Below are 23,318 nucleotides of genomic sequence, written 5' to 3'. Positions count from 1 at the left end.
CGAACGACCGGTCAGGCAATCCGCAGCACCCGCCGCCGGACCATCCCGAACAGCCGGCCGTCCAGCGCGATCAGGCCGAGGGCGATCAGCGCCATCCCGGCCCAGGCGCGGCCGGTCATCGCCTCGCCGAGCACGATGCTGCCGAGCATCAGCGCGCTGGGCGGGATCAGCAGCGTGACCAGGGCGGTGTTGGTCGCCCCCACCCGGGCCAGCAGCTTGAAGTAGAAGACATAGGCCAGCGCGGTGCTGAGCAGCGCCAGCCCGACCAGCGCCGACACCGTGGACCAGCTGGGCACCGGCAGGGTCCAGGGCCGGTCGACCAGGCAGACGATCGGCAGCATCATCACGCTGGTGGCGCTGACCTGGCCGGTGGCGGTGACCATCGGCGGCAGCGCCCGGAAGCGGCGGCCGAAGATGCTGGCGAAACCGTAGGACAGCGCCGCCCCCAGCACCGCGAGCTGGGCCAGCACCGCACCGCCGAGCCCGCCCAGCACCTGCGGCCCGATCATCACCGCCACCCCGGCGATGCCCAGCACCACCCCGGCCAGCCGCTTCGGCGTCAGCTTCTCCTCGGTGGTCAGCACATGCGCGACCAGCACGGTGAACAGCGGCGTGGTGGCGTTGAGGATGGCGGCCAGGCCGCTGCCGATCTGGGTCTGGCCCCAGAAGATCAGGCTGAACGGGATCAGGTTGTTCAGCAGCCCCATGCCGAAGAAGGCGGCCCAGACCTTGGGGTCGCGTGGCATGGCCTGGCCGATGGCGCGCAGCACCGCCAGCAGGGCGATCGCGGCCAGCCCGACCCGGACCAGGACGATGGTCAGGGGCGGCACCTCGGCCACCGCGACCTTGGCGAAGAAGAACGACCCGCCCCAGACGATCGACAGCGCGACCAGCAGCAGCCAGTCGGCCGCTCCCATCGCGGGCGGGGTTGCGGGGCGGATGAGGGCAGGCGCGGCGGAGGTCATGCTCCGTTCTGGCCGAAGCGGGACGGCCCCGCCACCCGGTTCTTGCGGCCGTATTCTGTGCTGCGCAGGACAGGCCCCAGAAAGCGCCGGAGCACCGGTGCCGCCGGATGGGCTACCAAGGAATACGGCCCCTTCGGAGACCCTGCCGTGATCGACCCGTTCTGGCTCCTGTTCGCCGCCAAGCTGGTGCTGGCCGCCGGGATCGTCGTCACCGCGTCGCTGCTGGTCGAGCGCAGCGGGCCGCTGCTCGGCGCCATGATCGCGACCCTGCCGATCTCCGCCGGCCCGGCCTATGTCTTCCTGGCGCTGGAGCACGACGCCGATTTCGTGTCCGGCAGCGCCCTGGCCAGCCTGGCGGTGAATGCCGCCACCGCCGTGTTCATGACCCTCTACGCGCTGCTGGCCCGATCGCGCGGCCTGGCCCTGAGCCTGGGCGCCGGGCTGCTGGCCTGGCTGACGGCCGCCGCCGCGATCAGCCGGGTCGAGTGGAGCCTGGCCGGCGCCGTGGCGCTGAACCTGGCCGTCTTCGCCCCCTGCCTGGCCCTGGTGCTGCCGCGCCTGGCGGCGACCCCGCCGGTCCGCGCCGCCGCCCGGCGCTGGGACATTCCGGTGCGGACCGTCGCGGTGATGGCGCTGATCGCCGCCGTCCTGCTGATCGGCCGCGCCTTGGGGCCGATGGCCGCCGGCTTCGCCGCCCTGTTCCCGGTGGTCACAAGCAGCCTGGCCATGCTGCTGCAGCCGCGCATCGGCGGCCCGGCCACCGCAGCGGTCTTCACCAACGCCCTGATCGGCATGGCCGGGTACATCCCGACGCTGGCGCTGCTGCACCTGTCAGCACCCCCGCTCGGCTCCCCTGCGGCGCTGGGCCTGGCCCTGGCCGCCTGCATGCTGTGGAACGGCGCGGTGCTGGCGCTGCGCGGCCGGCCGCGCCGGCTCGCAGCCCAGCCACAAGATTGACCGAACGACCGGTCAGCCTTTCAGCGGCAGCTCGAACTCGGTGCGGGTCGCGAAGCCGCGCCAGCCGGCCCGGCGGAAGGCCGCGGCCATCGGCGCGTTGCGGGTGTCGGTGTCGGCGATGATCGGATGGCGGCCGATCCGCAGCAACGTCTGCGACCCGCGCGTCAGCATGGCGTCGATGTGGCCGCGGCCGCGCATCTCCGGCACCACGCCGATATGGCCGATCGACGCCATGCGCGGCGCCACCACCGGCATGACCTGGCCGACCAGCGCGCCGTCGGGCGCATAGGCCAGCTCCCACCACGCCGGATCGTATTCCATCGCCTGGAGGTCGGCGAAGACATCCTCCTCGCCCTCACCCGCGCGACGGTCGAGGGTGCCGACAGTGATCCGGTCGGTCGCGGCGCGGAACGCCGCCTCCCCCACCTCCGCCAGCGAGCGGAACACCAGGTCGCCGGCGGGCGGCCGCACTGCCGTGCCCGCATCCAGCTCGAAGCGGACCGTCTCTCGCCGGATCGCAAAGCCGTGGCCGGACAGCACCGCCCGCCGCCGTTCCGGCTCGGCCTGCCATTGCGGCGCCTGCATCGGGGTGTCAGCACATGGCCCAGCGCCGCGGCGCCGAGCGACCGCGCCAGGCCGGCCGCCTGGTCCAGGATCGCCGCGCCGATCGCGGGGGCCTCGGGCGCCGTCCAGGGCAGGTCGAGCAGCACGATGTCGGACGGCGCCGCGGCCCTGGGCATCGACCAGAAGGCGACGCGGCCGATGGCATCTCCGCCCGCCTCGGCCAGGAAGCACCACTCCCGGCGCATGGCGCCCTTGGCCAGGAGGTCGTCGACATAGGCCCGCACCGCCCCGGCATGGGCCGGATCGGTGGCGGTGGCGGCGAAGGCGGCGAGGTCATCCCCGGCGATGGGACGCAGGCGGATGTCGGAGGTCATGCCGCGCTCAGACCTCGGCCGTCAGGACCACGGACTCGGCCGACCGCTCGGCCGGGCCGTGATGCACCGCCTCGATATTGTTGCCGTCGGGATCGAGCACGAAGGCGCCGTAATAGCCGGGATGGTAGGACCGTTCGCCCGGCCCGCCATTGTCGCGGCCCCCGGCGGCCAGCGCCGCGGCATGGAAGCGGTGCACGGTCTCGCGATCCGCCGCCTGGAACGCCAGATGGACATGGCTGATGCCGTCGCCCGGGCTGACGAACAGCTCGTCCGAGGCGAAGAAGCCCGGGCCCTCGAAGGTGATGGCGCGGCCGACCGAGGCCAGCGCGGCTTCGTAGAAGCGCCGGCTCGCCGCCAGGTCGCGCACCACCAGATGGACATGGTCGATCAGGCGGCCCCGGTGGAACTGCATTGTGTCTCTCCCCGTCTCGTGCGGTGTCTTCTAGCCCGCGGCCTTGGTGTCGATCACCTCGAAATGCTCGACCTCCGGGTCGAAGCGGGTCAGGAAGTCGCGGTCGCGCGGGTAGTAGCGGGCGCGGCCGTGATCCTCGCCGGCGAAGGCCTTGATCGCGTCGACCGACTCCCACAGCGTCAGGGTCAGGAACTCGACCTCGTCGCCGCGGTCCTGGCACAGCAGCCAGACGCCGCGATTGCCGGGGGTCTGCGCATAGTCGCCGAGGCCGGTTTCCTGGAGATAGGCGACATAGGCGTCCTTCTTGGCCTTCGGCACCGGGCCGCGCCACATGCGTGCGATCATCTCGAATCCTCCTCTGTCAGGTCCAGGCGGACGATCGGGCGGGTCGGGCCGCGGCGCGCCACCTCGCGGAAGCCGAGGTCGAGGAACGGCCCCAGCACGCCGGTGTAGATCTCGCCCGAAGACAGCCGGCGGCCGGCATCGATGGGATAGGCCTCGACCGCTGGCGCGCCCTGCGACCGCGCCAGCCGTGCCGCGGCCTGCACCAGCGGGCGCAGCAGCCCGGTGCGGCGATGGGCGCGGGCGGTGACGAAGCAGGTGATCGACCACACCGGCAGGTCGTCGACCGGCGCCAGGTTGCGCGACCGGGCCAGGCGCGGCTGGGCCGAGCGCGGCGCGACGCCGCACCAGGCCACCGGCCGGCCCTCGCGATAGCCGACCAGCCCCAGCGTCTCGCCTGCCGCGACCCGGTCGTGGAACAGGGCGCGGTTGCCGCCGTCGCGGGTTCCGGCGTTGTAGTCGGCGCGCGGCCGGCGCCAGAAGGCGCACCAGCAACGGCCGGCATCGGCGCAGCCGGCGAACACCGCCTCGACGTCGCCGAGCCGGTCCGGCGTCAGCGGCCGGCAGTGGAGGGCGTCCTCGCGATCGGTCTTCCGCATGTCTAACCCCTGGACCGGTCGGGCCGACGATGCCGGGCTTGCGCCGCCCGAGTCAACCGGTAGGATGGTTAGGCGATGCAGACAGCCGAACCCGCCCCGTCCTACGCCCTGCGGCCGCCGAAACGGATCGGCGGCACGCTGTGCCTGGACTTCATCAACACCGAGATGTGGCGCGGCGACGTCCCGGACCGGCGCGAACGCCTGACCAGCTATGGCGAGCTGGCGCTGTGGGCCGGCCATGTCGGGATCCTCGACCGCGCCGAGGTTCGCCGCCTGGTGCAGGAGGCGGAGCGCCGCCCCAAGGTCGCGGCGGCGGCGCTGGCCACCGCGCTGGGCCTGCGCGGCGCGATCGACCGCATCTTCACGGCGCGGGACGCCATCGCGCCGGCCGACTTGGCCACCGTCAACGCGCTGCTGGCCCGCGCCCCGACCCGCATTGGGCTGGTGCCGACCAAGGCCGGCTTCGCCTGGGCGACATCGCCGGCCGAAGCGCTGGAACAGCCGATCTGGCCGGTGCTGTGGGACGCGGCGGAGCTGCTGATCTCCGGCCGCGCCGACCGGGTCGGCAGCTGTTCCGACCCGGACTGCGCCTGGGTCTTCCTCGACACCTCGCGCAACCACAGCCGGCGCTGGTGTTCGATGGAGGATTGCGGCAACCGGCACAAGGCGCGCCGGCACTACGAGCGCAGCCGCGAGGCCGGTTGACCCGTCGACCCTGGCCTGGGCCGGAGCGACGCGATGACGCGCTTTACCTTCCCGCAGGGGGAAGCCTCAGAGTCCCGGCCTCGTCGACAGAATGAGGCTCCGCCTGTGACCGCCCCTGCCCTGACCCGCCGCCGCTTCCTGGCCGGCACCGCCGCCGCAGCCGCCCTGGCCGGGATCGGCCCCCGGCTGGCCCGCGCCGCAGCACCGGTCGGGCTGACGGTGGCGACGCGCAGCATCGAGGTCGACGGCCGCGCCGCCACCGTGTTCGGCATCACCCGGCCGGATGGCGGCCACGGCCTGCGCGCCACGGCCGGCGACGCCTTCCGGGTGCGGCTGACCAACGGCCTGGCCGAGCCGACGCTGGTGCATTGGCATGGGATGACCCCGCCCTGGCGCCAGGACGGGGTGGCCGGCGTGTCCCAGGACGCGCTGCCGCCGGGCGCCGGCTTCGACTACGACTTCCCGCTGACGCGCCCCGGCACCAACTGGATGCATTCCCATTTCGGGCTGCAGGAGCAGCGCCTGCTGGCGGCGCCGCTGATCGTCGCCGACCCGGCCGAGGCCGGGCTGGACGAGCAGGAAGTGGTGCTGATGCTGCACGACTTCACCTTCCGCGACCCCGCCGAGATCCTGGCCCAGCTGCGCGGCGACCAGGGCCAGGCGGCGACGGGCATGGCCGGGATGGACCATAGCGGCCACGACATGGCGGCGATGCCCGGCATGGGTGCCAAGCCGAGTACGGACGCCATGCCGGGGATGAAGCACGACATGGCCGGCATGGGCACCATGGCGGGCATGGCGATGGACCTCAACGACGTCGAATACGACGCCTACCTCGCCAACGACCGCACCCTGGCCGACCCGGAGGTGGTGCGGGTGGAGCGCGGCGGCCGGGTGCGGCTGCGCATCATCAACGGCGCCGCCGGCACCAACTTCCACATCGATCTCGGCGCGGTGTCGGGCTCGCTGGTCGCGGTCGACGGCATGCCGGTGGTGCCGGTCATCGGCCGCCGCTTCCCGATCGCCGTCGCCCAGCGCCTGGACATCCGCCTGACCGTGCCCGCCGGCGCCGCGCTGCCGGTGCTGGCGCTGCGCGAGGGCGACCGGCAGCGCACCGGCCTGGTCCTGGCCGCGCCCGGCGCCGCGGTGGCGCGCATCGCCGATCAGGGCGGGGACAAGACCCCGCCACTCGACCTGGCGCTGGAGGCGAAGCTGGCGGCGACCGATCCCCTGCCCGCCCGCCCAGTCGACCGCACCATCCCGGTGGTGCTGGCCGGCGACATGGCGAGCTATGTCTGGACCCTGAACGGCAAGGTCTATGGCCAGGACACGCCGCTGGCGGTGCGCCAGGGCGAGCGGGTGGCGATCGTGATGTCCAACCCGTCGATGATGGCCCATCCGATGCATCTGCACGGCCATCATTTCCAGGTGGTGGCGATCGACGGCACGCCGCTGGCGGGCGCCCGGCGCGACACCGTCCTGGTGCCGCCGGGCCGCACCGTCACCGTCGCCTTCGACGCCGACAACCCCGGCCGCTGGGCCTTCCACTGCCACCTGCTCTACCACATGGAGGGCGGCATGATGACGACGGTGGCGTATGAGGGGATCGGCTGAGGGCTGAGGGCCGACGCGTCGCCACCCAACTTGTCATGCCACGGCTTGACCGTGGCATCCAGGGGCGGCCAGAGCAGCTCTTGGTGGCCCCTGGATTGCCCGGTCAAGCCGGGCAATGACAGTGTTGGAGGCCTCCCGCCCTCAGCCCTCGACCAGCCCTTCGGCCCGCCAGCGCGCCAGGTAGGCGTCGATTATGGCGTCCAGCCGGGCCTTGCCGAAGCTGTCGTCATGGCCGGCATGGACCACCGTGACCGGCAGCGACTTCAGCAGGGCGAAGGAGCTGATATAGTCGGCGATGTCCATGCCCGGGCCGCGGTACAGCAGCGGGCCGTCATAGATCACGTCGCCGGCGAACAGCGTGCCGGTCGCCTCCTCGAACAGGGCGATGCTGCCGGGGGAATGGCCCGGCACATGCAGCACGCGGAAGCGGCGGTCGCCGAGGTCGACCGTCTCGCCGGCCTCGATCAGCCGGGTCGGCGCCGCGCCCTGCAGGGCATAGCTGCGCAGGTCGTAGCCGGCATGCGGCACCGCCGTGACCAAAGCGGGCCCGAGGGGTGGATAGCCGGCGGCCAGGAAGCGCTGCCGCGCCTCGGCCGGGATGTCGTCGGAGATCAGCGACCCCGGGCGCGGCGTCGCCAGGGACGCCGCCTCGACCGGATGCACCCAGCGCTGCTCGAACTCATGGATCGCGCCGATGTGGTCGGCATGGGTGTGGGTGGCCAGGGCGACGGTGTCGCGGCCCGCGAACAGCCCCGGGAGGGCCGGGCGCAGCGGCGCCACGCCCAGGCCGCCATCGATCAGCAGGTCGTGGTCGCGGCCGCGCAGGTGCCAGATGTTGGCCCGCATCAGCACGTCGACATGCGGCTCGACGATCAGCGTCAGGCCGCCGCCCATATCCTGCTGGCGGAACCAGTCCGGGGCGACGGGCAGCGCGGAGTCGGTCATGGTCATCGCATCCTCTTCGGCATCAGGCGCCGGGCGCATCCAGCAGCGGCGCGACCACGGCGCGGGTCTCGGCGCTGCGCAGCACGGGGACGATCTCGAAGCTGACGCCGGTGCCGCGCCAATGCAGCACCCATTGCTGCAGCAGGGCCAGGTCGTCGCATTCCATCAGCTGGAAGCAGCGCGCGCCATTGGCCTCGACCCAGCTGTCGACATATGTCAGCCCGTCGGGAATGCCGCGCCCGGCATCGCGCAGATGCCGGTAGGCGGGCACCGGATCGCCGTCGCCGAAGCGCTCGATGACCATGAAAAGCACGGCCTGGCCTCCCTCGCCCGTCCCGGCGCCGGCCGCCGGGTTCAGTCCGTGCCTTCCCAATAGTCCATCACGGCGGATGCGCGATAGCCCTCGCCGGTCAGGCGCACGCTGACCCGGCCGGTCTCGGGGAAGACCGCGACGTCATGCGGGTTGTTCTCGCCGATCAGGATGTAGCGGCAGGGCGCGTCGGTGTGGTTGACCAGGCAGTGCCCGGCCTGCTGCCCCGCGGGGAAGCAGACATAGTCGCCCGCCTTCATCGGATAGGCCTTGTCGCCCAGGCGCAGCGTCAGCGCGCCTTCGAGGATGAAGACATGCTCCTCCTCCAGCAGATGATAGTGCAGCAGATTAGACTGCTTGCCGGGCGGCAGCTCCTCATAGGCCACGCCGACATGGTCGCCACCGCCGAATTTGCTGAGCACCCGGAAGCGGCTGCCCAGCTTGCCGCGGGAGAACTCCTCCCACGGCACCTGCTCGACGGAGAACGGCTCGTAGACGCCGTCGGCGTTGATCGAGGATGGCGTGTCGGACATGGCGGCCTCCCTGGCTGGCGATCCGCTGCCCTGCCGCGCGGGTCGGGCGGCTAGTGCTTGGTGCCCGCGGGCGGCGCGCCGGGAGCCAGGAACGCGACGCGGGCGGCCGCCACGCGCCGGGCCCGCTCCGCTTCCAGCTTCTCGAACCGGCGCCGGTACGTCTGCCGCAGCGTGTGGCTCTGCTCGATGGCCCCGGTCACCTCCTCGGAGAGGCGGCAGAAGCGGTCCACCATGTCCGGAACGGCGTCGGGGTCCTTCGCCAGCGCCTCCACCTCCACCATGCGTCGCTTGGCGAGATCATCCAGCGACTGCATCCGCTTCTCGAGCCGGGCGAGCACCGGATCGGTGACGAGGGCTGGGTTGGGGGCGGGGCGCGTGGGCTTACTCATGAACGGATCATGAACAAACGCCGCGGTTAAGTCAACGCCCTGCGCAGGCGGGAGGCGGCCTGCGGTCAGCCCTGGCCGACCGCCGCCGGCACCCGCCGCGCCGGCCACAGCCGCCAGCCCAGCGTCACCGCCAGGCTGGCCAGGGCGATCAGACCCATGCCGGCCGCCTGCTCGAGCCCCAGCCGGTGGCCGTAGACCGCCCAGTCGCTGACGATGGCCGAGGCCGGATAGATGAAGGCCAGCACCGCGATGACGGGCGTCGGCAGCTTCGGATAGGCGGCGTACATCAGGACGTAGACCAGGCCGGTGTGGACGATTCCGAGCCCGGCCAGCCAGCCCCAGGGGCCGGGCATCGCGGGCAGCGCCGCGATGCTGACGAAGGGCGCCAGCAGCACGATGCCGGTGGCGGCGTGGACCATCGCGGTCAGATGCGGCCGCACCCCGCGCAGCGCCTTGGTCGACAGCACTGTGCCGGTGTAGAGCAGCGTGGCGACGATCGCGAGGCCGGCGCCCAGCAGGCGGCCCGGCTCGGCGCCGCCAGTGCCGATGCCGATGGCCAGCACCAGCCCGGCGAAGGCGATGGCGATCCAGCCCAGTTTCTGCCGGCTGATGCGCTCGCCGAACAGGATCGGGCCGGCCAGCACCACCCAGAAGGGCTGGACATGGTAGACGATGGTGGCGAAGGCGATCGAGGTATGCTGGATCGCGGCGAAGAACGCGACCCAGTTCAGCACGATGCAGACGCCGCCGAACAGGATCAGCCCCCAGGTCCGCAGCGGCAGGCGCAGGCCCCCCAGCCAGCCGCGGGCGGCGCAGAACGCCGCCAGCACCAGCGCGCCGAACACGCAGCGGAAGAACACCGCGTTGATCGGCCCCTGCCCCGATTCCTGCATGAACACGCCGACGGTGCCGACCACCGCCATGCCCAAACCGAGCTGCAGGATCCCCGTCCGCCGCTCCGCCGCCGTCACCTCGACACTGCCCGCCATCGCCGCCTCCCGTTCCGATCGCTGGAAGCTGGGGCTGCGGCCGCCTTCACTCAAACGAATAGATTTGAAGGGAGCCATCACCTGGATTTATGATTGGGCGATGGAACGACGTCTCGATCTCGACGTGCTGCGCACCCTGGTGGCGATCGCCGAGGATGGCAGCTTCAGCGCGGCCGCGTCGCGGGTCGGCCGCACCCAGTCGGCGGTCAGCATGCAGATCCGGCGGCTGGAGGAGGCCACCGGCAAGCGGCTGTTCGACCGCGGCAGCCGGCACGTGCGGCCGACCGCCGCCGGCGAAAGCCTGCTGGGCCACGCCCGGCGTATGCTGCGGCTGGAGGAGGAGGCCTGGGCGGCGCTGATCGAGCCCGACCTGCGCGGCCGGGTCCAGCTCGGCATTCCCGACGACTACGCCGACTCGCTGCTGCCGCCGATCCTGTCGCGCTTCGCCGCCACCCACCCGCATGTCGAGGTCGAGCTGATCTGCGAGCAGAGCACGCTGCTGGACCACCATCTGGCGGCCGGGCGCATCGACCTGGCGGTGGTCACCCGCGGGCTGGGCCGCGACGGCGAACTGCTGCGGCGCGAACCGCTGGTGTGGTTCGGGTCGCCGGACCACGATCCGCATCTCGCCGACCCGCTGCCGGTGGCGCTGTACGAGCCCGGCTGCGTCGCCCGCGACGTCACCCTGCAGGCGCTGGCCGCGGCGCAGCGGCCACATCGCATGGCCTACAGCAGCCCCAGCCTGGTCGGGCTGGCCGCCGTGGTCCGCGCCGGGCTGGCGGTGGCGGTGGTGGTCGAATGCAGCCTGCCCGCCGGCATGCGCGTGCTGGGCGAGCGCGACGGCCTGCCGTCCCTGCCGATGCTGGAGGTGGCCCTGGCCTGGGGCGCCCGGCCGCGGAGCCCGGCCGCCCTGCGGCTGGCCGATCAGATCCGCGGCACCATCGGCCGGCCGGAAGCCGTCGCCGCTTAGAGATCGCCCGGATGTGAAACCAGTCCCAGAAGTTGCTGGAGATGATATGATTTTTGTCGGCACGATTGCCGCAGCCATGGGTTGATGCTGCAATTCGGGCGGAGTCGCTCCGCACATCGAAGGGGGATCGGATGCGTCGCTTCACCGGATTGATCGTCATCATCGTCCTGGTCGTGCTGATCGCCCTGTGGGGCGGCAGCGCCTACAACCGCTTCCTGACCGGCGACGAGGGTGTCAAGGCGGCCTGGTCCGAGGTGCTGAACCAGTATCAGCGGCGCGCCGACCTGGTGCCCAACCTGGTCAAGACCGTCCAGGGCTACGCCAACCAGGAGAAGGACGTGCTGGTCCAGGTGACCGAGGCGCGGGCCAAGGTCGGCACCATGCAGGTGACGCCGGAGACGCTGAACGACCCGGCGGCGCTGCAGAAGTTCCAGGCGGCCCAGGGCGAGCTGTCCTCGGCCCTGTCGCGGCTGCTGGTGGTGACGGAGAACTATCCGCAGCTGAAGTCCGACGCCCTGTTCCAGGACCTGATGACCCAGCTGGAAGGCACCGAGAACCGGATCACGGTCGCCCGCAACCGCTCGATCCAGGCGGTGCAGGAGTACAATGTCGGCGTCCGGCGCTTCCCCGGCAACCTGGTGGCCGGCCTCCTCGGCTTCGGGCCCAAGCCGAATTTCAGCGTCGAGAACGAGGCCGCGATCTCGACCGCGCCCAAGGTCGAGTTCGGGAACCCGGCGACGCCGAAGCCTTGACCATGCTGCGCCGGATGGCCGCCGCGGCCGGCCTGTTGCTGGCCCTCGCCCTGCAGCCGGCCCGGGCGGACCCGGTCGCCGTGCCGGCCCTGGCCACCCGGGTGACCGACCAGACCGGAACGCTGACGGCGGAGCAGAGCCGGATGATCGAGACCAAGCTGGCCTGGGTCGAACGCCGCACCGGCGCCCAGATCGCCGTGCTGATCGTGCCGACCACGGGCACCGACAGCATCGAGGCCTATGCCCTCCGCGTCTTCAGCAGCTGGGGGCTGGGTCGCAAGAACATCAATGACGGGGTTCTGCTGCTGGTGGCCAAGACCGACCGCAGGATGCGGATCGAGGTCGGCACCGGCCTCGGAACCGCGATCCCCGACGCCACCGCCGTGCGGATCATCCAGGACGACATGGTGCCGGCGTTCCGCGCCGGCGACTTCGCCCGCGGCATCACCGCCGCCATCGCGTCCCTGGTGCCGCTGATCGCACGGGACGGCCTGCCGAAGCCGGAGAAGGCGTCGCAAGCCACCCCCATGCCCCCTGCCCTGGCGGACGCGGCATGACCCTGAGCCTGCGCCTGCCCCGCCACCTTGCCGCCCTGGCCCTGCTGCTGGCCTTCGTCCTGCCGGCCTGGGCGCAGCAGCCGGTCGCGGTGCCACAGCTGGCCACCCAGGTCACCGACCTGACCGGGACCCTGACGCCGGGCCAGGCCCAGGCGCTGACCGACAAGCTGGCCGAGGTTGCGCGGCGCAAGGGATCGCAGATCGCCATCCTGATCGTGCCGACCACCGGCGCCGACAGCATCGAACAGTACGCCATCCGCGTCTTCGACCAGTGGAAGCTGGGCCGCAAGGGCGTGGACGACGGCGTGCTGGTGCTGGTGGCCAAGAACGACCACACCGTGCGGATCGAGGCCGGGCGCGGCCTGGAGGGCGCCATCCCGGACATCGCCGCCGGCCGCATCATCCGTGAGCAGATCACCCCGGCCTTCCGCCAGGGCGACTTCGCCGGCGGCCTCGGCGCCGGGGTCGACAGCCTGATCCGCCTGATCAACGGCGAGGCCCTGCCGCCGCCCCCGCCGGACAGCGGATCGTCCAGCGGCGCGCCGCTGGACTTCCCCCAGGTTTTCATCATGGCGATCATCGCCGGCGTGGTGGTCCGCTTCGGCCTGCGGGCCGCCGGCCTGCCCGCGCCGCTGCCGCCGGTCGGCAGCGCGCTGGTCGCCGGCGGCATCGGCTGGGCGGTGTCCGGCATCCTATTCCTCGGGGCGTTCTGCGGCCTCGGCGCGCTGATCCTCGGCGGCTTCGGCAGCGGGCTGGGCGGCCTCGGCGGCGGCACCTTCAGCTCCGGCCGCGGCTCGGGCGGGTTCGGCGGCGGATCCAGCGGCGGGTTCGGCGGCGGTGGAGGCGGTGGCGGTGGATCCAGCGGCGGCGGCTTCAGCGGCGGCGGCGGATCGAGCGGAGGCGGCGGTGCATCCGGGAGCTGGTAACATGCTGCGGCGGTTCAGGCCCTTCGCCCACTGGCATGGCCACCGGCTGCTGCGGCGCCATTTCGGCGCGGCGGTGATGGCCCGGCTGCACCAGACCATCCACATCGCCGAGCGCCGGCACCGCGGCGAGATCGTGGTGGCGGTCGAGGCCGCGGCCCCGCCGCACATCCGCGACAGCCGCGCACGGGCGCTGGAGGTGTTCGGCCGGCTGCGGGTGTGGGACACGGCGCAGGCCACCGGCGTGCTGCTCCATATCCTGCTGTCCGACCATCGCATCGAGATCGTTGCCGACCGCGGCGTCACCGCCCGGGTCGACGACGCCGTGTGGCTGCGGATCTGCGCCGAGCTGCGGGCCCGGTTCCAGGCCGGACAGTACGAGCAGGGCGTGGTGGACGCGCTGGCCGCGATCGACGCCGAGCTGCTGCGTACATGGCCGCTGGCCGAGGGCGAGTCCAATCCCGACGAGCTGCCGGACCGGCCCGTCACCCTGTGAAGGGTTACAGGTTCTTGCGACGGCGCTTGTGGAAGCCGCATCGCCTATGATACCCCCGCCCTTAGTGATTCCGGGAGCAGCGACGCGTGACGGCGATCCAATCGGACCGGCCGACGGTCCTTATCCTCAACGGCCCCAACCTCAACATGCTGGGCGTGCGCCAGCCTGAGATCTACGGCCGGGACACGCTTGCCGACATCGAGCAGGCCTGCGCCGACGAGGCGGAGCAGCTCGAGCTCGAGGTCGACTTCCGCCAGTCGAACCACGAGGGCGAGCTGGTCACCTGGATCCAGGAGGCCCGCACCGCCCATGACGGCATCGTCGTCAACGCCGGCGCCTACAGCCACACCTCGGTCGCCATCCTCGACGCGCTTCAGGCCGCCGAGCTGCCGGTGATCGAGGTCCATCTCTCCAACATCTTTCGCCGCGAACCGTTCCGCCACCATTCCTATGTGTCGCAGGCGGCGACCGGGGTGGTATGCGGATTGGGCGTGCACGGCTATCTTCTGGCCCTGCAGGCCATGGCGCGGCTTCTCGAAACCGACCGGTGAGCAATAGATGAGCACGTTCAGCCTCGATCCCGACTTCGTGCGCGGCCTGGCCAAACTCCTCGACGAGACGGGCCTGACCGAGATCGAGTTCTCGGAGGGCGATCGCCGGATCCGGCTGAATCGCCAGCCGGCACCGGTCGCCGCGACCTATGCCGCAGCCCCCGCGGCCGTCGCCGCAGCGGCCCCGGCCGCAGCCCCGGCGGCCCCGGCCGGCCCGCCGAAGAACGCGGTGACCTCACCCATGGTCGGCACCGTCTACCTGTCGCCGGAGCCGGGCAGCGCCGCCTTCGTCAAGGTCGGCGACAAAGTGGCCGAGGGCGCGACACTGCTGATCGTCGAGGCGATGAAGGTGATGAACCCGATCCGCAGCCCGCGGTCCGGCACCATCACCGCCATCCTGGTCGAGGATTCGCAGCCGGTCGAATTCGCCGAACCCCTCGTCGTGATCGACTGATGTTCGAGAAGGTCCTCATCGCCAATCGCGGCGAAATCGCGCTGCGCATCCATCGCGCCTGCCGCGAGATGGGCATCCGCACCGTGGTCGTGCACTCGACGGCCGACAGCGACGCCATGGCCGTCCGCCTGGCCGACGAGGCGGTCTGCATCGGCCCGCCGGCGGCGCGCGACAGCTACCTCAACATCCCGGCCCTGCTCTCGGCCGCCACCATCACCGGCTGCGACGCGATCCATCCCGGCATCGGCTTCCTGGCCGAGAACGCGCGCTTCGCCGAGATGGTGGAGGAGCACGGCTTTGCCTTCATCGGCCCGACCGCCCAGCACATCCGGGTGATGGGCGACAAGATCGCCGCCAAGGATGCGGTCAAGGCCACCGGCCTGCCCGTGGTCCCCGGCTCCGACGGCGCCGTCGACACGGTCGACGAGGCCCAGGCGCTGGCCCGCGGCATGGGCTATCCGGTGCTGGTCAAGGCCACAGCGGGCGGCGGCGGCAAGGGCATGAAGGTCGCGATGACCGATGCCGAGCTGCCCGAGGCCTACAGCATGGCCCGCAACGAGGCCCGTGCCGCCTTCGGCAACGACAGCGTCTATGTCGAGAAGTATCTCGACCACCCCCGCCACATCGAGATCCAGCTGCTGGCCGACATGCACGGCAACGTGGTGCATTTCGGCGAGCGCGACTGTTCGATCCAGCGCCGCCACCAGAAGGTGATCGAGGAGGCCCCGTCGCCCGCCCTGAACGCCGAGGAGCGGGCCTTTATCGGCGGCCTGGCGGCGGACACCGCGCGCAAGCTCGGCTACCGCGGCGTCGGCACGATGGAGTTCCTGTATCAGGACGGGGAGTTCTACTTCATCGAGATGAACACCCGGCTGCAGGTCGAGCACCCGATCACCGAGGAGATCTCGGGCATCGACCTGGTGCGCGAGCAGATCCGCGTCGCCACCGGCGCGCCGCTTGGCTACACCCAGGACGACATCGTGTTCCAGGGCCACGCCATCGAATGCCGGATCAACGCCGAGGATCCGGAGACCTTCATCCCCTCCCCCGGCCGGATCGACGGCTACCACGCGCCGGGGGGCCTGGGCGTGCGGGTCGACAGCGCGATCTATGACGGCTACCGCATCCCGCCGCACTACGACAGCCTGATCGCCAAGCTGATCGTGCGCGGCAGCACCCGCAACGAATGCCTGATGCGGCTGCGCCGGGCGCTGGAGGAATATGTCATCGACGGGGTGAAGACGACCCTGCCGCTGCACGCCCGGCTGATCGCGGAGCCCGACTTCATCAACGGCGAATACGATATTCGCTGGCTTGAGAAGCTGATGGCGAAATAGCGCGCGTCCAGCCTGAATTCAGCCCAATTCTGGGGATATGACCTTGCCAGGTGCCCCGGGGAAGAGCCTGGGGACGGCGATCCATAGGGGATGATGCGATCGCCTTCCCGGGCCTATTCCGGCCTAGGGGTCCGGCTGCCGCCCCGATATGCGAGGAGAGACAGATGAACGTGTTTCGTGCTTCGACGGCGGCGGCGCTGGTCGCGCTGTTTGCGGCCCCGGCCTTTGCGGTCGATGTCCCGTCCGATCCGCTCGAGCGTTGCAAGGGCCTGGTGACCGCTTTGCCGGACTCGCCCCTGAAGGACGCCCAGATCGGCAACATCGAAGCGGTCGGGGACACCGGCTGCAAGTTCACCGACCTGAAGATCACCAAGCCCGGCGACCCGACGACGGTTTCGATCGAGGAGGTCACACTCGACAAGATGGACTTCGCCAGCGTCTACGAAGGCAAGCCGTCGAACGCGCTGGTGGCCGAGGCCAAGGGCATCACCATCGACAGCCCGGAAGCCAAGGCATTCCTCGGCGATGACGCCAAGTCCTTCGACGTCTCGGTCGACTACGTGCTCGACCCCGCCACCAAGATGTTCACCCTGACCGACTTCACGGTCAGCGGCGACGCGCTGGGCGAAGTGGCGCTGACCGGCGCCTTCGACGGCATCAGCACGGATGCCACCACGGCGTCCGACCCCAGCGCGATGCTGGCCACCGCGGCGCTGCGCAGCATCAAGCTGCACTTCGAGAACAAGGGCATCATCGACAAGGTCATCGCCTTCGCGACGGCCCAGGGCGAGGACCCGAAGACCGCGATCGAGCAGGGCAAGAGCCAGGCGACCATGGGCATGGCGATGCTGTCCGCCTTCGGCGTGCCGGAGCCGGCGGTGAAGAGCCTGATGGCCTTCGCCCAGGATTTCCCGGCGCCGAAGGGCCCGATCACCATCTCGGCCGACCCGGCCGCCCCGGTGGCGCTGGCGCAGTTCGCCGCGGCCAAGCCGGGCGAGCCGAAGTTCACCGAGCTGGTCAAGAGCCTGAATGTCGCCGTCGCCTACTGACGGCTGCGATCGGACCTGATGTGAAGCGATGGCCGGGGCGGCGACTCCCCGGCCATCGCCGTCTCAGGAGACCGGCATGAAGACCCTGGCGATCCTGGCGCTGGCAACGGCGGCCTTGTGGCCGGCGGCATCGATCGACTGATCCTGGTCGACCGTATCGACTTCGATCGGATCCGCAGCGGCTTCGACGGGCGGTGGAGCGCCTGAATCTCGTTGTCGCCGACTGACCGGGCCAAGTGAGACGAATATCGCCATGACCCGCATCCGCCGCGCAGCAGCCGTCGCCGTCATCGTGGCAGGCCTCGTCCCGATGGCCCATGCCGCGCCGGTCCCCACCGCCCCCGCCGACCGCTGCCGCGGCCTGCTGGAGATCGCGGCGGCGGTGGCCGGGATCGCCACGCCGGCGGCCGCCACCGTCGAACCGCTGGGAGCCGATGGCTGCCGCTTCTCCGAGCTGCGTGTCGATCTCGGGCTCGGCCGCAGCTGGACCGTCGGCACCTTGTCGGCCGACGGGTTGGACTTCGCCCGAATCTACCAGGATCGCCGGCTGGAGGCGGCGTCGCTGCGGGCCAAGGACGTCCAGCTGAAGGACTCCGCTGTGACGGCGGCGCTCGGCCCCGGCCTGGTCAAGCTCGACGCGGCGCTCGACTACCGCTGGGATGCCGCGACCGGGGATCTCGATGTCTCGTCGCTGTCACTGTCCGGCCCCGGCCTGGGCGAAATCTCGTTCAGCAACCGGCGCCGGAACGTCCGGGCCCAGACCTTCTCCTTCGACTTCGCGCCGAGATTCCCGGTCCACGTCCTGATCGGCGCGGGCGACCTGACGGCGATGTCGCTGCGCTTCCGCGACGACGGCATCGTCGACCGCGTCCTCACCGCGGGAGCGCAGGGCCTGGCCGAGAAGGACCCGGGCACCAACGAGGAGCGGAAGGCCGCGCTGCAGCAGGCGGTACAGAACCAGGTCGCCTCCATGTCCGCCGGCGGGTTCCCGGACTCGATGGTGACGCCGCTGCTGGCCTTCGTGCGCGACTTCCCGGCGCCCCGGCCGATCACCCTCACCGCCGCGCCGGCCGGAACGGTGTCGATGCCCGCGCTGCTGTTCGGCGAAGATGCCGGGGATGCGACGCCGGAGGCGCTGTTCCGGCGCCTGAACCTGACCGTGACCTATTGAGCCCGCCCGAGCCGACCGAGACGGAGAAGACCATGACCCGCATCTGGAGCGCCGCCGCCTTCGTCGTCGCGGCCGGCTTCGTCCTGCCGGCCCACGCCGCCCCGGTTCCAGCGGACCCGGTGCAGCGCTGCCGCGATCTGATCCCGATGATCGGCAAGGCCACCGAGGAGGCCCCGACGGTCGGCAAGGTGACGCCGGTCGGCGACAGCGGCTGCCACTACAACGACCTGCTCGTGGCGATAAGCCGGTACCAGGGCTGGATGGTCGGGTCGCTGACCATCGACCGGATCGACTTCAAGCGTTTCTACACCGACCGGTTTCCGCTGACGCTGTCGGTCCGCGCTGAAGGCATCCGCTTCACCGCGCCGGCCTTGCCCGCGGCGAACAATTATCAGATGAAGCTGGTGCAGAAGCCGATCGAGATCACTTTCGACTTCGATTACGACGCGGCCGCCAATGTGCTGACCATCCGCGACGCCAGCTTCCGCGGCCAGCAGATTGGGCATCTGACCGTCACTGCCGCGGTGCGTGGACTCAACCTCGACAAGCTGACCGCGGACCAGGTTCCGGACCCGGCGGTCGCGGCCGGGGTGGCGCTGCAGTCGCTGACCTTGGAGTTCGACAACCAAGGCATGTTCGAAGGCTATGCCCTGCTGCCGCTGCTGTTCGCCCTGCCGGACGGCGAGACCGACCCGGAAGGCGCGGTCGCCGCGGCCAAGCTACAGGGCATGGCCCAGCTGGCCATCCTGGTCGCGGCGGGGGTGCCGAAGGAGTCGGTGGCGGCGATCGGCCGCTTCATCCAGTCCATGCCGCAGCCGCGCGGGCCGTTCCGGCTGTCGCTGGCGCCGCAGCCGCCGCTCCCTCTCACCGAGCTGGCGGAGTTGGAACCTGGCGAAGTCAGCGAGCTGGCCAAGCTGACGGCGCTGGTGAAGCGGCTGAACCTGACCGCCAGCTACTGAGCTGCGTTCTCACGGCCGCACCAGCCCGAAGGCCGCGCGCACCGCATCCAGCGTCCGGGCGGCCTCGGCCCGCGCCGCCTCGGTGCCGCGCCGCAGGATCGCGCGGACCTCGTCCGGGGCCCGCGCGAATTCCGCCCGGCGGGTGCGGATCGGCGCCAGCAGCGCGTTCAGCACCTCCTCAAGCCGCCGCTTCACCGCCATGTCCCCCAGGCCGCCGGCGCGGTAGCGCTGCTTGAGCGCCGCCACCCCGGCCGGATCGGGGTCGAAGGCGTCGAGATAGGCGAAGACGACATTGCCCTCGACCCGGCCCGGGTCCTCCGCCCTGACATGGCCGGGGTCGGTGTACATCCGGCGGATCGCGGCGCGGACCGTATCGGCATCGGCGCGCAGGTCGATGGCGTTGCCGGCAGATTTGCCCATCTTGCCCTGGCCGTCGAGGCCCGGCAGCCGCGGTGTGGCCGACAGCAGGATGCGCGGCTCCGGCAGCACCGCATCGCCGGCCAGACGGTTGACGGCGCGGACGACCTCGACCGTCTGCTCCAGCATCGGTGCCTGGTCGGCCCCCACCGGCACCAGTGTCGCCGCCACTGCGGTGATGTCGGCGGCCTGGCTGACCGGGTAGCACAGGAAGCCGGCCGGCAGGTCGCGGGCGAAGCCGCGCTGGCGGATCTCGTCGCGCACCGTCGGGTTGCGCTCGAGCCGGGCCACGGTGACGAGGTTGAGGTACAGCATCGCCAGCTCGGCCAGCTCCGGCATCGCGGATTGCAGCGCGATGTGGCTCCGCGCCGGGTCGATGCCGATGGCGAGGTGGTCCAGCGCCACCTCCATCACGTTGCGGCTGACCCGGCCGGGATCGGCGGCGTTGTCGGTCAGGGCCTGGAGGTCGGCGATCAGCACGAATTGCCGGCACAGGCGCTGCAGCCGCAGCCGGTTGGCCAGCGACCCCGCATAGTGGCCGAGATGCAGCGGCCCGGTCGGCCGGTCGCCGGTCAGCACGGTGTCGGCCTCGGTGATCCCGGGCGCCGGGGCCGGGCGGGCAAGGGTGATGTCGGTCATAGGACGAGTCCTTTCGAGCAAGGCAAGGGGGCCGCTCGGATGGATTGCCGTCTCACGGAGATGAAAAAGGGCCGACTCCATCGGAGCGGCCCGGGGTGCAGGACGAAGCACGCGCAGCCGCCGTCAGGCGCTGCGCCACCAATTCCGGAACGAGGTCGCGGGCTTCATCATGCCGGCATGATAGCGCGACGCGGCCGCGCAGGAAAGACCGCGGCGGCTAGACGCGCCCCCTCCCCCTCGGCTATCGACGGAACATGAGCGCCGCGACTCCCCTTGCTTCCGGTATCACCACCCGGTCCCGGCCATGACCCGCATCACGCCCCAGCTGCTGCTGCGCGCTTACGCCGCCGGGCTGTTCCCGATGGCGGAATCCGCCGACAGCACCGAGCTGCACTGGTTCGACCCGCCGCGTCGCGGCGTGCTGCCGCTCGACGGCCTGCACGTGCCCCGCCGCCTCGCCCGCACCGTCAAGGCCGGCCGCTTCCGGGTGACGGCGGACGGGGCCTTCGCCGCCGTGATCGCCGCCTGCGCCGCGCCCGCGCCCGACCGGCCGAACACCTGGATCAACGACGAGATCGTCGCGCTGTACACCACGCTGCACCGCGGCGGCTTCGCCCACAGCGTCGAGTGCTGGGACGGCGACACGCTGGTGGGCGGGCTGTACGGCGTCTCGCTCGGCGGTGCCTTCTTCGGCGAGAGCATGTTCAGCCGTGCCACCGACGCCAGCAAGGTGGCGCTGATCCATCTCGTCGCCCGGCTGCGCGCCGCCGGCTTCATCCTGCTCGACACCCAGTTCGTCACCGACCATCTCGCCCGCTTCGGCACCATCGAGATCGACCGCGCCGAATACCGCCGGCAGCTTGCCACCGCGCTGGCGTTGCGGCCGGACTGGGCCGGCGCCGACCCGGCTGCCGAGATGGACGACCTGCTGCACCATCGACCGGAGGGATGATGAGCACCCTGCCCCTGCGCCGCCGCCCGGTCCCGGCCAGCCCGATCGACGAGGCGCTGTTCGACTTCATCGCGGCCCATCCGGTGCCTGCGATGCCGTTCGACCCGCGCTGGGGCCTGACCAAACTGGTCTCGGGTCCCGGCGCCATCCTCGACCTGGCCGATGTCGCGGGCCGCCGCGTCGCCGTGGCCGTGCTGGTCGACACCTGCAGCAACGCCGCCGACGCGGCGAATTTCGCGCTGCTCGGCATCGATCCCGGCTGCGACCGGCAGGCCCTGGCCGATCGGCTGCTGCAGGAGGCCGAGGCGGCGATGCCAGGCAGCCGGCGCCGCCACCTCGAGATCGAGGCCACGGACCTGTTCCTCGACTGGGAGGCCCGGCTGGTCGCGCGGGGCTACCGTGAGGCCTACCGGATGTACCTGATGCGTCGCGCCCTGGACGGCCCGCCGCCGCCAGTGCCGCCGCTGCCCGACGGCCTGTCCTGGGGGCGGCCGACGGAGGCCACCATGCGCAGCCAGCACGACGCCGTCCGCCGCGCCATGGCGCCCGTCCCCGGCTCAAGCATCCCCGACTTCGACAGCTTTGCCGTGCGCGCCATGGCCCTGGCCGAGAATCACGGCCTGATCCTGCAGGGCGACCGTGTCGCCGGCTTCCTGCGCGTGCATCCGCCCGAGGCGCCCGGCGGCGAGGGCGATGTCGGCCTGATCGGGCGGGATCCGGAGTTCCGCGGCGGCCGGCTGGGCGACGTCCTGGTGGCCGAGAGCCTGCGCCGGCTGCACGCCGCCGGGGCCGGCAGCGCCGTGCTGGACGTGGCGGCGGCGAACGACGCGGCGCTGGCGCTGTACCGCCGCCATGGCTTCGCGGTCAGCGAGACCATCCCGGTCTTCGCCAAGGCGTTTCCCGAGGCTGGCCCGCTGGAGTCGCCGCGATGACCTTCGCCACCTGGATGATCTTGGCCGCCGTGATGCTGCCCTATCTCACCGTCATGCCGGCCAAATCCGCCGCGCGGATCGACAACCACGCGCCGCGCCTGGGCATGGAGCGGATGACCGGCTGGGCGCAGCGCCTGGACTGGGCGCACCGCAACCATTTCGAGACGTTCCCGGCCTTCGCCGCGGCAGTGCTGGTGGCCCAGCTGGCGGCGGCACCGCAGGGCCGGGTCGACCTGCTGGCCGGGCTGTTCGTGCTGGCCCGGATCGCCTACACCGGCGCCTATGCGGCCGACCTGCCCAGCCTGCGCTCCAGCCTGTGGACGCTCGGCTTCCTCTGCGTCCTCGGGCTGTTCGCGGTCGCGGCGCTGTAGGCCCTACTGGTGGCCCACCCTACTGACGGCTGGGCGGCAGCGCCGGCGGGATGATCTTCATTTCCGGCAACGGCAGGGTCGAGGCATCCGGCACGTTGTCGTCGACCTCCTGGCTGGCGGCGGCCGCGGCCGGCGAGGCGTCGGTGCAGCTGACCACCCAGACATCGTAGACCGGATGGTCGAGCGCCGAGACGCCGGGCGAGGACGCGAACATCCAGCCGGAGAACACCGTGGCCGCGGGGTGGCCCGGCGGCGTGTCGGTGATCTCGAGGAAGGCGGCGCTTTCCGGCGGATCCTCGGGCGGCGCCTTGCGGCAGGCCCGCACCGTGATGGCCAGGCTGCCGAACTGGACCTTGTCGCCGACCTTGGCCTCGAGCGGCTGGGTCCGCGCCGTGATCTTGTCGAGCCCGCGCAGCTCGGCGATCGGCTGGTCGATGGTGGCGGCGGCCTGGGCCGCGGCGGGAAGCGCCGCGACGGCGAGGACCGCCAGGGCCGGCAGGACAGCGAAACGACGCATGATGCCGCTCAATTCCCCAACATGCCGCCGGCCGGCTTGGTCTGCGGGGCCTGGCCCTGGGACGCCCCACCCTGAGACGACCCGCCCAGGCCGCCGCTGCTGGCCTTGTCGCCGATCTGGCCGATGCTGAAGATCACCTGGCCGAGCAGCTGCTCGAGGCTGGGGTTGGACTGGGTGTGGTCGATGGTGTCGCCATCCTTCAGCCAGCCGCTGGGATCGTCGGGGCGGCCGCCGGGGCTGAGCGTCAGGGTGCGGCCGCCGAGCAGCCCGTCGCTGCTGATCGCCGCAGCGGTGTCGTTCGACAGCTTGATCGACGGGTCGATCGAGAGGTCGACATTGGCCAGGTAGGTCTGGGGGTCAAGGGCGATGCTGGTCACGGTGCCGACCTTGACGCCGCCGATGCGCACGTCGGTGCCGGCCGACACGCCGTCAGCCTGGTCGAACTGGGCCTTGAGCCGATAGCCCGAGACGGTGCTGAAATTGGCGCTGGAATAGGCGAATCCCAGGAAGAACAGGGCGACGGCCAACACGACCGCGCCCATCACCGTCTCGATGACGTTCCTGTGCATCACT

General features: G+C 71.5%; 31 protein-coding genes. 17 read left to right on the top strand and 14 right to left on the bottom strand.

Features of this window, described 5'->3' with window-relative positions; all coding sequences use genetic code 11:
- Nucleotides 1-11: 11 nt before the first annotated feature.
- Nucleotides 12-965: a DMT family transporter gene (locus E9232_RS17830; RefSeq protein ID WP_309795996.1), complete on the bottom strand. Its 954-nt coding sequence runs from the start codon at nucleotides 963-965 to the stop codon at nucleotides 12-14.
- 147 nt (nucleotides 966-1,112) lie between these two features.
- Here E9232_RS17830 and E9232_RS17825 point away from each other — a divergent pair, with 147 nt between their 5' ends.
- Nucleotides 1,113-1,922, top strand: coding sequence for a hypothetical protein (locus E9232_RS17825; protein WP_309795994.1), 810 nt, complete (start codon nucleotides 1,113-1,115; stop codon nucleotides 1,920-1,922).
- Nucleotides 1,923-1,934: 12 nt separating this feature from the next.
- Here E9232_RS17825 and E9232_RS17820 read toward each other — a convergent pair whose 3' ends face one another.
- From E9232_RS17820 to E9232_RS17805, 4 genes are all read right to left on the bottom strand, one after another.
- Nucleotides 1,935-2,507, bottom strand: a complete 573-nt coding sequence (locus E9232_RS17820) for a GNAT family N-acetyltransferase (protein WP_309795992.1) — start codon at nucleotides 2,505-2,507, stop codon at nucleotides 1,935-1,937.
- A 360-nt stretch (nucleotides 2,508-2,867) separates the two neighbouring features.
- The gene (locus tag E9232_RS17815; protein ID WP_309795990.1) at nucleotides 2,868-3,272 is read right to left on the bottom strand and encodes a VOC family protein; all 405 of its coding nucleotides are present in this window, start codon (nucleotides 3,270-3,272) and stop codon (nucleotides 2,868-2,870) included.
- A 30-nt stretch (nucleotides 3,273-3,302) separates the two neighbouring features.
- Complete coding sequence (locus E9232_RS17810; RefSeq protein ID WP_309795989.1) at nucleotides 3,303-3,617, bottom strand: antibiotic biosynthesis monooxygenase family protein; 315 nt, start codon at nucleotides 3,615-3,617, stop codon at nucleotides 3,303-3,305.
- On the bottom strand, nucleotides 3,614-4,213 hold the full coding sequence (locus tag E9232_RS17805) for a GNAT family N-acetyltransferase (protein ID WP_309795987.1): 600 nt from the start codon (nucleotides 4,211-4,213) through the stop codon (nucleotides 3,614-3,616). Before E9232_RS17805 ends, E9232_RS17810 begins: the two co-directional genes overlap by 4 nt.
- A gap of 75 nt (nucleotides 4,214-4,288) precedes the next feature.
- Here E9232_RS17805 and E9232_RS17800 point away from each other — a divergent pair, with 75 nt between their 5' ends.
- Nucleotides 4,289-4,918: a CGNR zinc finger domain-containing protein gene (locus E9232_RS17800; protein ID WP_309795985.1), complete on the top strand. Its 630-nt coding sequence runs from the start codon at nucleotides 4,289-4,291 to the stop codon at nucleotides 4,916-4,918.
- A gap of 105 nt (nucleotides 4,919-5,023) precedes the next feature.
- Nucleotides 5,024-6,532, top strand: a complete 1,509-nt coding sequence (locus tag E9232_RS17795) for a multicopper oxidase family protein (RefSeq protein WP_309795983.1) — start codon at nucleotides 5,024-5,026, stop codon at nucleotides 6,530-6,532.
- Between the two features lie 141 nt (nucleotides 6,533-6,673).
- On the opposite strand, the gene E9232_RS17790 is transcribed toward E9232_RS17795, so the two are convergent.
- The 5 genes from E9232_RS17790 to E9232_RS17770 all read right to left on the bottom strand — a co-directional run bounded on the left by E9232_RS17790 (nucleotide 6,674) and on the right by E9232_RS17770 (nucleotide 9,698).
- Nucleotides 6,674-7,477, bottom strand: a complete 804-nt coding sequence (locus E9232_RS17790; RefSeq protein WP_309795982.1) for an MBL fold metallo-hydrolase — start codon at nucleotides 7,475-7,477, stop codon at nucleotides 6,674-6,676.
- Nucleotides 7,478-7,499: 22 nt separating this feature from the next.
- Nucleotides 7,500-7,781: a DUF3303 domain-containing protein gene (locus E9232_RS17785; RefSeq protein WP_309796591.1), complete on the bottom strand. Its 282-nt coding sequence runs from the start codon at nucleotides 7,779-7,781 to the stop codon at nucleotides 7,500-7,502.
- A gap of 50 nt (nucleotides 7,782-7,831) precedes the next feature.
- Entirely contained in the window at nucleotides 7,832-8,320 is a 489-nt protein-coding gene (locus E9232_RS17780) for a cupin domain-containing protein (RefSeq protein ID WP_309795980.1), read from the bottom strand.
- Between the two features lie 50 nt (nucleotides 8,321-8,370).
- Entirely contained in the window at nucleotides 8,371-8,709 is a 339-nt protein-coding gene (locus E9232_RS17775; protein WP_309795979.1) for a hypothetical protein, read from the bottom strand.
- 65 nt (nucleotides 8,710-8,774) lie between these two features.
- The gene (locus tag E9232_RS17770; protein ID WP_309795977.1) at nucleotides 8,775-9,698 is read right to left on the bottom strand and encodes a DMT family transporter; all 924 of its coding nucleotides are present in this window, start codon (nucleotides 9,696-9,698) and stop codon (nucleotides 8,775-8,777) included.
- Between the two features lie 100 nt (nucleotides 9,699-9,798).
- Here E9232_RS17770 and E9232_RS17765 point away from each other — a divergent pair, with 100 nt between their 5' ends.
- From E9232_RS17765 to E9232_RS17725, 9 genes are all read left to right on the top strand, one after another.
- A complete protein-coding gene (locus E9232_RS17765; protein ID WP_309795975.1) occupies nucleotides 9,799-10,668 on the top strand; it encodes a LysR substrate-binding domain-containing protein in 870 nt (289 codons plus the stop codon).
- A gap of 131 nt (nucleotides 10,669-10,799) precedes the next feature.
- On the top strand, nucleotides 10,800-11,420 hold the full coding sequence (locus tag E9232_RS17760; RefSeq protein WP_309795973.1) for a LemA family protein: 621 nt from the start codon (nucleotides 10,800-10,802) through the stop codon (nucleotides 11,418-11,420).
- Between the two features lie 2 nt (nucleotides 11,421-11,422).
- A complete protein-coding gene (locus tag E9232_RS17755) occupies nucleotides 11,423-11,977 on the top strand; it encodes a TPM domain-containing protein (protein WP_309795971.1) in 555 nt (184 codons plus the stop codon).
- Nucleotides 11,974-12,903: a TPM domain-containing protein gene (locus tag E9232_RS17750; RefSeq protein WP_309795970.1), complete on the top strand. Its 930-nt coding sequence runs from the start codon at nucleotides 11,974-11,976 to the stop codon at nucleotides 12,901-12,903. Before E9232_RS17755 ends, E9232_RS17750 begins: the two co-directional genes overlap by 4 nt.
- Nucleotide 12,904: 1 nt before the next feature.
- On the top strand, nucleotides 12,905-13,396 hold the full coding sequence (locus E9232_RS17745; RefSeq protein WP_309795968.1) for a TPM domain-containing protein: 492 nt from the start codon (nucleotides 12,905-12,907) through the stop codon (nucleotides 13,394-13,396).
- 86 nt (nucleotides 13,397-13,482) lie between these two features.
- A complete protein-coding gene (gene aroQ, locus E9232_RS17740) occupies nucleotides 13,483-13,947 on the top strand; it encodes a type II 3-dehydroquinate dehydratase (protein ID WP_309795966.1) in 465 nt (154 codons plus the stop codon).
- 7 nt (nucleotides 13,948-13,954) lie between these two features.
- Nucleotides 13,955-14,401 (top strand): acetyl-CoA carboxylase biotin carboxyl carrier protein, encoded by a 447-nt coding sequence (gene accB / locus E9232_RS17735; RefSeq protein ID WP_309795964.1) that lies wholly within the window; start codon nucleotides 13,955-13,957, stop codon nucleotides 14,399-14,401.
- The gene (gene accC, locus E9232_RS17730) at nucleotides 14,401-15,738 is read left to right on the top strand and encodes an acetyl-CoA carboxylase biotin carboxylase subunit (protein WP_309795962.1); all 1,338 of its coding nucleotides are present in this window, start codon (nucleotides 14,401-14,403) and stop codon (nucleotides 15,736-15,738) included. Before accB ends, accC begins: the two co-directional genes overlap by 1 nt.
- 164 nt (nucleotides 15,739-15,902) lie before the next feature.
- Entirely contained in the window at nucleotides 15,903-16,787 is an 885-nt protein-coding gene (locus E9232_RS17725; RefSeq protein WP_309795960.1) for an aq_1923 C-terminal domain, read from the top strand.
- Between the two features lie 63 nt (nucleotides 16,788-16,850).
- Here the strand turns inward: E9232_RS17725 and E9232_RS17720 are convergent, their stop codons facing one another.
- On the bottom strand, nucleotides 16,851-17,042 hold the full coding sequence (locus E9232_RS17720; RefSeq protein ID WP_309795959.1) for a hypothetical protein: 192 nt from the start codon (nucleotides 17,040-17,042) through the stop codon (nucleotides 16,851-16,853).
- Here E9232_RS17720 and E9232_RS17715 point away from each other — a divergent pair.
- Nucleotides 17,041-17,958, top strand: a complete 918-nt coding sequence (locus E9232_RS17715; protein ID WP_309795957.1) for an aq_1923 C-terminal domain — start codon at nucleotides 17,041-17,043, stop codon at nucleotides 17,956-17,958. The two genes, E9232_RS17720 and E9232_RS17715, sit on opposite strands and share 2 nt — an antisense overlap.
- Nucleotides 17,959-17,990: 32 nt before the next feature.
- Complete coding sequence (locus tag E9232_RS17710) at nucleotides 17,991-18,917, top strand: aq_1923 C-terminal domain (RefSeq protein ID WP_309795955.1); 927 nt, start codon at nucleotides 17,991-17,993, stop codon at nucleotides 18,915-18,917.
- 9 nt (nucleotides 18,918-18,926) lie between these two features.
- Here the strand turns inward: E9232_RS17710 and trpS are convergent, their stop codons facing one another.
- Nucleotides 18,927-19,973 (bottom strand): tryptophan--tRNA ligase, encoded by a 1,047-nt coding sequence (trpS, locus tag E9232_RS17705; protein WP_309795953.1) that lies wholly within the window; start codon nucleotides 19,971-19,973, stop codon nucleotides 18,927-18,929.
- 304 nt (nucleotides 19,974-20,277) lie between these two features.
- Here trpS and aat point away from each other — a divergent pair, with 304 nt between their 5' ends.
- Genes aat through E9232_RS17690 form a run of 3 tightly spaced genes read left to right on the top strand, consistent with a single transcriptional unit; the run spans nucleotide 20,278 to nucleotide 22,228 of the window.
- The gene (gene aat / locus E9232_RS17700; protein ID WP_309795950.1) at nucleotides 20,278-20,925 is read left to right on the top strand and encodes a leucyl/phenylalanyl-tRNA--protein transferase; all 648 of its coding nucleotides are present in this window, start codon (nucleotides 20,278-20,280) and stop codon (nucleotides 20,923-20,925) included.
- On the top strand, nucleotides 20,925-21,857 hold the full coding sequence (locus tag E9232_RS17695) for a GNAT family N-acetyltransferase (RefSeq protein ID WP_309795948.1): 933 nt from the start codon (nucleotides 20,925-20,927) through the stop codon (nucleotides 21,855-21,857). Before aat ends, E9232_RS17695 begins: the two co-directional genes overlap by 1 nt.
- Entirely contained in the window at nucleotides 21,854-22,228 is a 375-nt protein-coding gene (locus tag E9232_RS17690) for an MAPEG family protein (RefSeq protein WP_309795946.1), read from the top strand. Before E9232_RS17695 ends, E9232_RS17690 begins: the two co-directional genes overlap by 4 nt.
- A 19-nt stretch (nucleotides 22,229-22,247) precedes the next feature.
- Here E9232_RS17690 and E9232_RS17685 read toward each other — a convergent pair whose 3' ends face one another.
- Nucleotides 22,248-22,745 carry a DUF2155 domain-containing protein gene (locus E9232_RS17685; RefSeq protein ID WP_309795944.1) on the bottom strand — a complete coding sequence of 166 codons (498 nt, stop codon included), beginning with the start codon at nucleotides 22,743-22,745 and terminating at the stop codon, nucleotides 22,248-22,250.
- Between the two features lie 8 nt (nucleotides 22,746-22,753).
- Nucleotides 22,754-23,314, bottom strand: a complete 561-nt coding sequence (gene mlaD, locus E9232_RS17680; RefSeq protein ID WP_309795941.1) for an outer membrane lipid asymmetry maintenance protein MlaD — start codon at nucleotides 23,312-23,314, stop codon at nucleotides 22,754-22,756.
- Between the last annotated feature and the right edge of the window lie 4 nt (nucleotides 23,315-23,318).

It is taken from the genome of Inquilinus ginsengisoli, assembly GCF_031453975.1.
Lineage (GTDB): Bacteria > Pseudomonadota > Alphaproteobacteria > DSM-16000 > Inquilinaceae > Inquilinus > Inquilinus ginsengisoli_A.
Note: the sequence above shows the minus strand (reverse complement) of the source record. Positions and strands in the feature narration are given on the sequence as shown.

What these genes read in the sequence shown, in the direction of transcription:
- E9232_RS17805 (WP_309795987.1), bottom strand. Translation starts at nt 4,213, where the DNA reads ATGCGGAAGACCGATCGCGAGGACGCCCTCCACTGCCGGCCGCTGACG.
- accB (WP_309795964.1), top strand. Translation starts at nt 13,955, where the DNA reads ATGAGCACGTTCAGCCTCGATCCCGACTTCGTGCGCGGCCTGGCCAAA.
- E9232_RS17785 (WP_309796591.1), bottom strand. Translation starts at nt 7,781, where the DNA reads ATGGTCATCGAGCGCTTCGGCGACGGCGATCCGGTGCCCGCCTACCGG.
- E9232_RS17695 (WP_309795948.1), top strand. Translation starts at nt 20,925, where the DNA reads ATGAGCACCCTGCCCCTGCGCCGCCGCCCGGTCCCGGCCAGCCCGATC.
- E9232_RS17710 (WP_309795955.1), top strand. Translation starts at nt 17,991, where the DNA reads ATGACCCGCATCTGGAGCGCCGCCGCCTTCGTCGTCGCGGCCGGCTTC.
- E9232_RS17725 (WP_309795960.1), top strand. Translation starts at nt 15,903, where the DNA reads ATGAACGTGTTTCGTGCTTCGACGGCGGCGGCGCTGGTCGCGCTGTTT.
- E9232_RS17780 (WP_309795980.1), bottom strand. Translation starts at nt 8,320, where the DNA reads ATGTCCGACACGCCATCCTCGATCAACGCCGACGGCGTCTACGAGCCG.
- aat (WP_309795950.1), top strand. Translation starts at nt 20,278, where the DNA reads ATGACCCGCATCACGCCCCAGCTGCTGCTGCGCGCTTACGCCGCCGGG.
- trpS (WP_309795953.1), bottom strand. Translation starts at nt 19,973, where the DNA reads ATGACCGACATCACCCTTGCCCGCCCGGCCCCGGCGCCCGGGATCACC.
- E9232_RS17720 (WP_309795959.1), bottom strand. Translation starts at nt 17,042, where the DNA reads ATGGCGATATTCGTCTCACTTGGCCCGGTCAGTCGGCGACAACGAGAT.
- E9232_RS17690 (WP_309795946.1), top strand. Translation starts at nt 21,854, where the DNA reads ATGACCTTCGCCACCTGGATGATCTTGGCCGCCGTGATGCTGCCCTAT.
- E9232_RS17810 (WP_309795989.1), bottom strand. Translation starts at nt 3,617, where the DNA reads ATGATCGCACGCATGTGGCGCGGCCCGGTGCCGAAGGCCAAGAAGGAC.
- E9232_RS17685 (WP_309795944.1), bottom strand. Translation starts at nt 22,745, where the DNA reads ATGCGTCGTTTCGCTGTCCTGCCGGCCCTGGCGGTCCTCGCCGTCGCG.
- mlaD (WP_309795941.1), bottom strand. Translation starts at nt 23,314, where the DNA reads ATGCACAGGAACGTCATCGAGACGGTGATGGGCGCGGTCGTGTTGGCC.
- E9232_RS17820 (WP_309795992.1), bottom strand. Translation starts at nt 2,507, where the DNA reads ATGCAGGCGCCGCAATGGCAGGCCGAGCCGGAACGGCGGCGGGCGGTG.
- E9232_RS17715 (WP_309795957.1), top strand. Translation starts at nt 17,041, where the DNA reads ATGACCCGCATCCGCCGCGCAGCAGCCGTCGCCGTCATCGTGGCAGGC.
- E9232_RS17775 (WP_309795979.1), bottom strand. Translation starts at nt 8,709, where the DNA reads ATGAGTAAGCCCACGCGCCCCGCCCCCAACCCAGCCCTCGTCACCGAT.
- accC (WP_309795962.1), top strand. Translation starts at nt 14,401, where the DNA reads ATGTTCGAGAAGGTCCTCATCGCCAATCGCGGCGAAATCGCGCTGCGC.
- E9232_RS17745 (WP_309795968.1), top strand. Translation starts at nt 12,905, where the DNA reads ATGCTGCGGCGGTTCAGGCCCTTCGCCCACTGGCATGGCCACCGGCTG.
- E9232_RS17760 (WP_309795973.1), top strand. Translation starts at nt 10,800, where the DNA reads ATGCGTCGCTTCACCGGATTGATCGTCATCATCGTCCTGGTCGTGCTG.
- E9232_RS17790 (WP_309795982.1), bottom strand. Translation starts at nt 7,477, where the DNA reads ATGACCGACTCCGCGCTGCCCGTCGCCCCGGACTGGTTCCGCCAGCAG.
- E9232_RS17830 (WP_309795996.1), bottom strand. Translation starts at nt 965, where the DNA reads ATGACCTCCGCCGCGCCTGCCCTCATCCGCCCCGCAACCCCGCCCGCG.
- E9232_RS17765 (WP_309795975.1), top strand. Translation starts at nt 9,799, where the DNA reads ATGGAACGACGTCTCGATCTCGACGTGCTGCGCACCCTGGTGGCGATC.
- E9232_RS17770 (WP_309795977.1), bottom strand. Translation starts at nt 9,698, where the DNA reads ATGGCGGGCAGTGTCGAGGTGACGGCGGCGGAGCGGCGGACGGGGATC.
- E9232_RS17755 (WP_309795971.1), top strand. Translation starts at nt 11,423, where the DNA reads ATGCTGCGCCGGATGGCCGCCGCGGCCGGCCTGTTGCTGGCCCTCGCC.
- E9232_RS17815 (WP_309795990.1), bottom strand. Translation starts at nt 3,272, where the DNA reads ATGCAGTTCCACCGGGGCCGCCTGATCGACCATGTCCATCTGGTGGTG.
- E9232_RS17750 (WP_309795970.1), top strand. Translation starts at nt 11,974, where the DNA reads ATGACCCTGAGCCTGCGCCTGCCCCGCCACCTTGCCGCCCTGGCCCTG.
- E9232_RS17800 (WP_309795985.1), top strand. Translation starts at nt 4,289, where the DNA reads ATGCAGACAGCCGAACCCGCCCCGTCCTACGCCCTGCGGCCGCCGAAA.